A 4,444-nucleotide genomic window follows, 5' to 3' on the forward strand; every position below is an offset into this window, starting at 1 on the left:
GTGGAACAACGGGCATATCGAATCTGGGGGAACCTCCCTGGACGAAGTCCTTGGGGGATCAACAACCGACTGCGAAAGGAATGCCTCAACCGGAACTACTGGACGAATCTGCTCGAAGCGCGGGTGGTGATCGGCGACTTCAAGGAGGACCACAATCACCGGCACCGGCACTCGTCGCTGGGCTACCGAACGCCGGCCGAGTACGCTGCCCGGTGCACCCACATCCACCAACCTGTGGGCTGCGAGATCGACTGACATCAATTCACACCGTGGCTCTAAAACCACGTGGCCCGACTATCGGGGACCTGCCAGTTCCGCAGGTTGTTATGTCCAGTCGTCGAGCGCGGCTGTTCTCGGACCTCCCACGTCACCGGTGTTCGTTACGCCCACAGGTTCGATCAACATCACCTCGGCTTCCTCTTCGGCGATCGGGCAGTGTTCGACCCCGTGGGGAACCACGAACAAGTCTCCAGGCCCGAGTGGAACGTCGCCGTCGCGAAGCTGAATGCGCAAATTTCCCTTGACCACGAGAAACAGTTCATCGGTGTCGGCGTGGGTGTGCCAGACGAATTCGCCTTTGATCTTGACGATTTTGATCTCGTAGTCGTTGAGCGTGGCGATCTTCTTGGGCGACCAGTGGTCGGTGAACTGCGCGAATTTCTTGTCGAGGGATATCGCGGTCGTCGAACTGTGCATGTTGTTCCTTTCTCGATGTCGCCGCGATGCGATCGGCGAATACAGACCACTGTTCTTTACTCGCGGTTCCCGCGTCTTGTACGTTTCTGACATGGACCCGCACGGCGCACAGATCGCCGCGTGGGCACCGGCCGTCGAGGGAATCACCGAGGTTTTCCACGCCGATTTCGTCGGCCACGCCTATCCCAAGCACACGCACGATCAGTGGTCGTTGATGCTCGTCGACCGAGGAACGATTGCATACGACCTCGACCATCGAGCACGCGGCGCAGCTCCTGAGATCGTGACCCTGCTGCCGCCGGGCATTGCGCACGACGGAGTTCCTGTCACCGAGGCCGGGTTCCGGCAACGGATCCTCTACCTCGATACGTCGGTACTCGGCGAGGATCTGGTCGGCCCAGCCGTCGACGGTCCTGAGATTCGGGATCCTTTGCTGCGCCATCGCGTCGATCAACTGCACTGCGCCCTCAGCCGGCGTGGCGAATCGCTCGAGGCTGAGAGTCGCTTGGGGTTCCTCGGTGAAAGATTGAACGAGATCCTGAAACCGGTCGCGCATCCTGGCATCCACACTCAATCGGTTGACAAGCGCGTTGCCGAGCAGCTTCGGGACCTGCTCGATTCGCGGCTCACGACGGGAATCACGATGCGTGAAGCGTCGAACATTCTGCAGGTGAACCCCACGTATCTGATCAAGAACTTCGCGAGGCATCTCGGGCTGCCGCCTCACAAGTACGTGACTGGACGCCGAGTCGATCTGGCCAGACGCGGAATTTTGGCGGGGCGTGATCTAGCGGATGTGGCTGTCGAAGTTGGATTCCATGACCAATCCCATCTGTCGCGACACTTCGTCAAGCATCTAGGGACTCCGCCAGGAATGTATGCGAAGAGCAGCGCTCGAGGATTTGAGGTCGCGCAAGGTTGGCGCTGAGGTGATTCAGGCTGTTGATCATCATGTTGCTGTCATGGTGAGAGCAGATTCATGCTTGTAGGGGGTGTATCCGGGAACCCACGCACGGTTGTCGCGAATGAGTGCCCAGAGAACTTTGGTTCGGTTGCGCAGTTTCCGATACAGCAGAACATGCCCGTCCCATCGAGGACACACGCCCAGTGCACTTCTTTGCCGACATCGACACCGACACAAATTTTGTCCATCCAGCTGCCTCCTACGAAGTGTTCGTACAGGTCAGCCCACAGACAATCCATCCGCAGATCCTTAAACAGCGACATATTCGCAAGTCTCAATAGTGCGGCCGGGAAAGTCCGGACCGGACGGGCGGCCACTCCATTTAAGCCTCACCTGAAGGTAGGCAACCTGTGACAAGCCACACCCACCCGGCCTGGGCGCCCAGTGAAACTACCGGACCAAAAGATGTTAAGGAACCTGTGAGTGTGATTTCGCCGAGTCGGTGCATCCAAGGTCAGAGGCTCCGCGACCAGAACTCGTCGACCAGGTCGTGTCCGAAGTGGTGGCTATGCTCGTGTTTGTCGAGATGGAACCCGGAGCGCGCATAGATTCGTCGCGCGGCGACGCACACATTCAGAGTCCACAACATGACGTCGGTGTAGCCGGACTGCTTGGCGAAACGTAGGCACTCCTCCACCAACTGAGTGCCCACCCCCAGACCGCGGGCCGAGGGCTCGACAAGTAGCAGCCGTAGCTGAGCAGTGGCCTCCTGATCGGCGGCTACGCAGAAGACGGAGCCAACCCGTTCGCCGTCCAACTCGGCAATCCATGCCGCCTGCCGACTTTCGCTACTCTCAGCGAAGTCAGTGACGATTCGGGCTACGGTTGCTTCCACCGTTGCATCCCACTGTTGTTCGTGGGCGTAGCGGTAGCCGTGCCGCTCGATGACCCAGCCTAGGTCTCCCGGTCCCGGGGCCCGTAAGACGAAGCTTGGAGACTGAGGCTTTTCACCTAGCGCATTGCGGATATGCGCCATGGCGTCGACGAGCTCTTTCCGCTGCGCCTGTCCGAGTGGGGCCAGAAGGGCTTCTGCTGCGCTGGTCTGGTCGATGTCGAGCCCGGCGAGCAATCCCGCTTCTGTGGGCACTCCCGCTTCTGTAGGACTGGCCGGCTCGGGCTGCACCAAACCGATAGCCCGCGCGTAGAAGCGATTGAACTCGTGAACTTCCGAGACCAGTGGAGTGATCGTAGTCATACTCGCCAAAGTAGCCAATTGTGCCAAACTGTCAACCAACGCGAGATCGGTTGTCTGGGTTGACACCGCGTGCCGTCCCCGCGGTGTCCCTACTCTGCATCAGCTGGTAAGATTTCAGAGTTTGCGCCTCGGCGTCTTTGAGTGCGATCTTCAGTAGCTGACCTGCGACCGCGGTGTGGCCCACCATCAGTGCATCGTAGATCTGGTGGTTTCGGGCGAGGTAGGGCCCGTGGAATTGATGGGTGTCCATGGCATGGAATACAAGGCGCGTTTCATTCCAGATGCTTCGCATCAGTTCGTCGATGCGACAGCTGTGGTTGAGGCTCGCGAGGGCGTTGTGAAATTGGAGGTCGGCTGTGGAGACGCCGGCCCAGTCTTCGGCCGCAAATCGCTCGTCGGCGGAAGTGAGGGCCTCGGCGACCCCGGAGAGGTCGCCGGTTTCGGGATCGAAGCCCGCAACGCCGGAGCATTCGACCACTCGCCGGCAGATATACACCTCGGTGATGTCCTCAGCGGTGGGCACGCGGACGAAGACGCCGCGGTTGAGTTCGTGGGCGACCAGGCGGTCTTCGATCAGGATCTGGAACGCTTCGCGCACTGTATTGCGAGAGACGTCGAGTCCGGCGCAGATGTCAGGCTCGGGCAATCTGGCTCCCGGACGGAACGTGCCGTCAACGATGGCGTCGCGCAGGATGCCCGCTACCCGTACGCGTCTGCTGGTGCGTTGGGGTCGACCGCGATGGGTAGCCAGGAGATGTGCTTCGTGGCGAAGGGAATCCGAGCTGTTCACGGCTCACTCCTTCAGGTCCGATCTCGACCTGGATCGCTGGTCGGCAGCCCGTTTTCTCACTTCGTCAAGGCTAGCTATCCTCTCGGGGTATCGCAGGCGGTTGAATTGATTTGGGCTTCCGATCGGGCACGCATGTAGCTTCGGATCGGTTGCGCTGACCACTCCTACAGCACCTGTGACAGGAATTGCTGTAGCCGTTCGGTTTCGGGCTTTTCGAAAAGCTGATCCGGGTTGCCGGTCTCGACTACGGAACCGTGGTCCATGAACAGCACGGTGTCGGATACTTCACGGGCGAAACCATCTCGTGGGTGACCACGACCATCGTCATGCCGCCCTTGGCGAGGTCGGCTATGAGCGCGAGGACGCCCTCCACCAGTTCGGGATCGAGGGCGGAGGTGGCTTCGTCGAAGAACATCACCGGGGGCTTCATGGCCAGGGCTCGCGCCTCGTCCTTTTTCATCCCCTCGAGCTTGCACGGTCCGAGGGCGATGTTGTCGGCGACGGTCTTGTGTGGGAACAGGTTGAAGTGCTGGAACACCATGCCGATGCGCTGCCGCAGTTTGTCCGGATTGTCTTTCAGTACCGACGTGCCGTCGAGGAGGGTGTCACCCTGGTCGGGTGCAGGTTGGTGCCAGTGACGGAGAAGGCCATCGCCCTATCCTCCTTCCACGACGATGGATTGTTCCACCGGATCGAGAGTGCCGGACCTGTCGGCGCGGCCGGTGCGTAGTCGGTGGTCGATGTAGTTGACGAGGTGAGTGAGCGGGATGGTCAGTGCGAGGTAGAACAGGCCGGCAGC

General features: G+C 60.2%; 5 protein-coding genes and 2 pseudogenes. 2 read left to right on the forward strand and 5 right to left on the reverse strand.

Annotated features, from left to right (window positions below; translation table 11 throughout):
* A partial coding sequence (locus tag RM2_RS22605; protein WP_169846812.1) for an integrase core domain-containing protein occupies window positions 1-255 on the forward strand: 255 nt, incomplete at its 5' end.
* 69 nt (window positions 256-324) lie between these two features.
* On the opposite strand, the gene RM2_RS22610 is transcribed toward RM2_RS22605, so the two are convergent.
* Entirely contained in the window at window positions 325-696 is a 372-nt protein-coding gene (locus RM2_RS22610; RefSeq protein ID WP_072691707.1) for a cupin domain-containing protein, read from the reverse strand.
* A gap of 91 nt (window positions 697-787) precedes the next feature.
* On the opposite strand from RM2_RS22610, the gene RM2_RS22615 reads away from it, so the two are divergent.
* Complete coding sequence (locus tag RM2_RS22615; protein ID WP_072691709.1) at window positions 788-1,624, forward strand: AraC family transcriptional regulator; 837 nt, start codon at window positions 788-790, stop codon at window positions 1,622-1,624.
* Window positions 1,625-2,114: 490 nt separating this feature from the next.
* Here RM2_RS22615 and RM2_RS22620 read toward each other — a convergent pair whose 3' ends face one another.
* The 4 genes and pseudogenes from RM2_RS22620 to RM2_RS25480 form a co-directional block, all read right to left on the reverse strand.
* The gene (locus RM2_RS22620; RefSeq protein WP_072691708.1) at window positions 2,115-2,855 is read right to left on the reverse strand and encodes a GNAT family N-acetyltransferase; all 741 of its coding nucleotides are present in this window, start codon (window positions 2,853-2,855) and stop codon (window positions 2,115-2,117) included.
* A gap of 31 nt (window positions 2,856-2,886) precedes the next feature.
* Window positions 2,887-3,645 (reverse strand): GntR family transcriptional regulator, encoded by a 759-nt coding sequence (locus tag RM2_RS22625; RefSeq protein ID WP_084721968.1) that lies wholly within the window; start codon window positions 3,643-3,645, stop codon window positions 2,887-2,889.
* A 164-nt stretch (window positions 3,646-3,809) separates the two neighbouring features.
* Window positions 3,810-4,264: pseudogene (locus tag RM2_RS22630) on the reverse strand (amino acid ABC transporter ATP-binding protein); the annotation flags it as partial.
* Between the two features lie 36 nt (window positions 4,265-4,300).
* Window positions 4,301-4,444 (reverse strand): annotated as a pseudogene (locus RM2_RS25480) (amino acid ABC transporter permease); the annotation flags it as partial.

The sequence above is a fragment of the Rhodococcus marinonascens NBRC 14363 genome (assembly GCF_001894885.1).
Taxonomy (GTDB): Bacteria; Actinomycetota; Actinomycetes; order Mycobacteriales; family Mycobacteriaceae; genus Rhodococcus_F; species Rhodococcus_F marinonascens.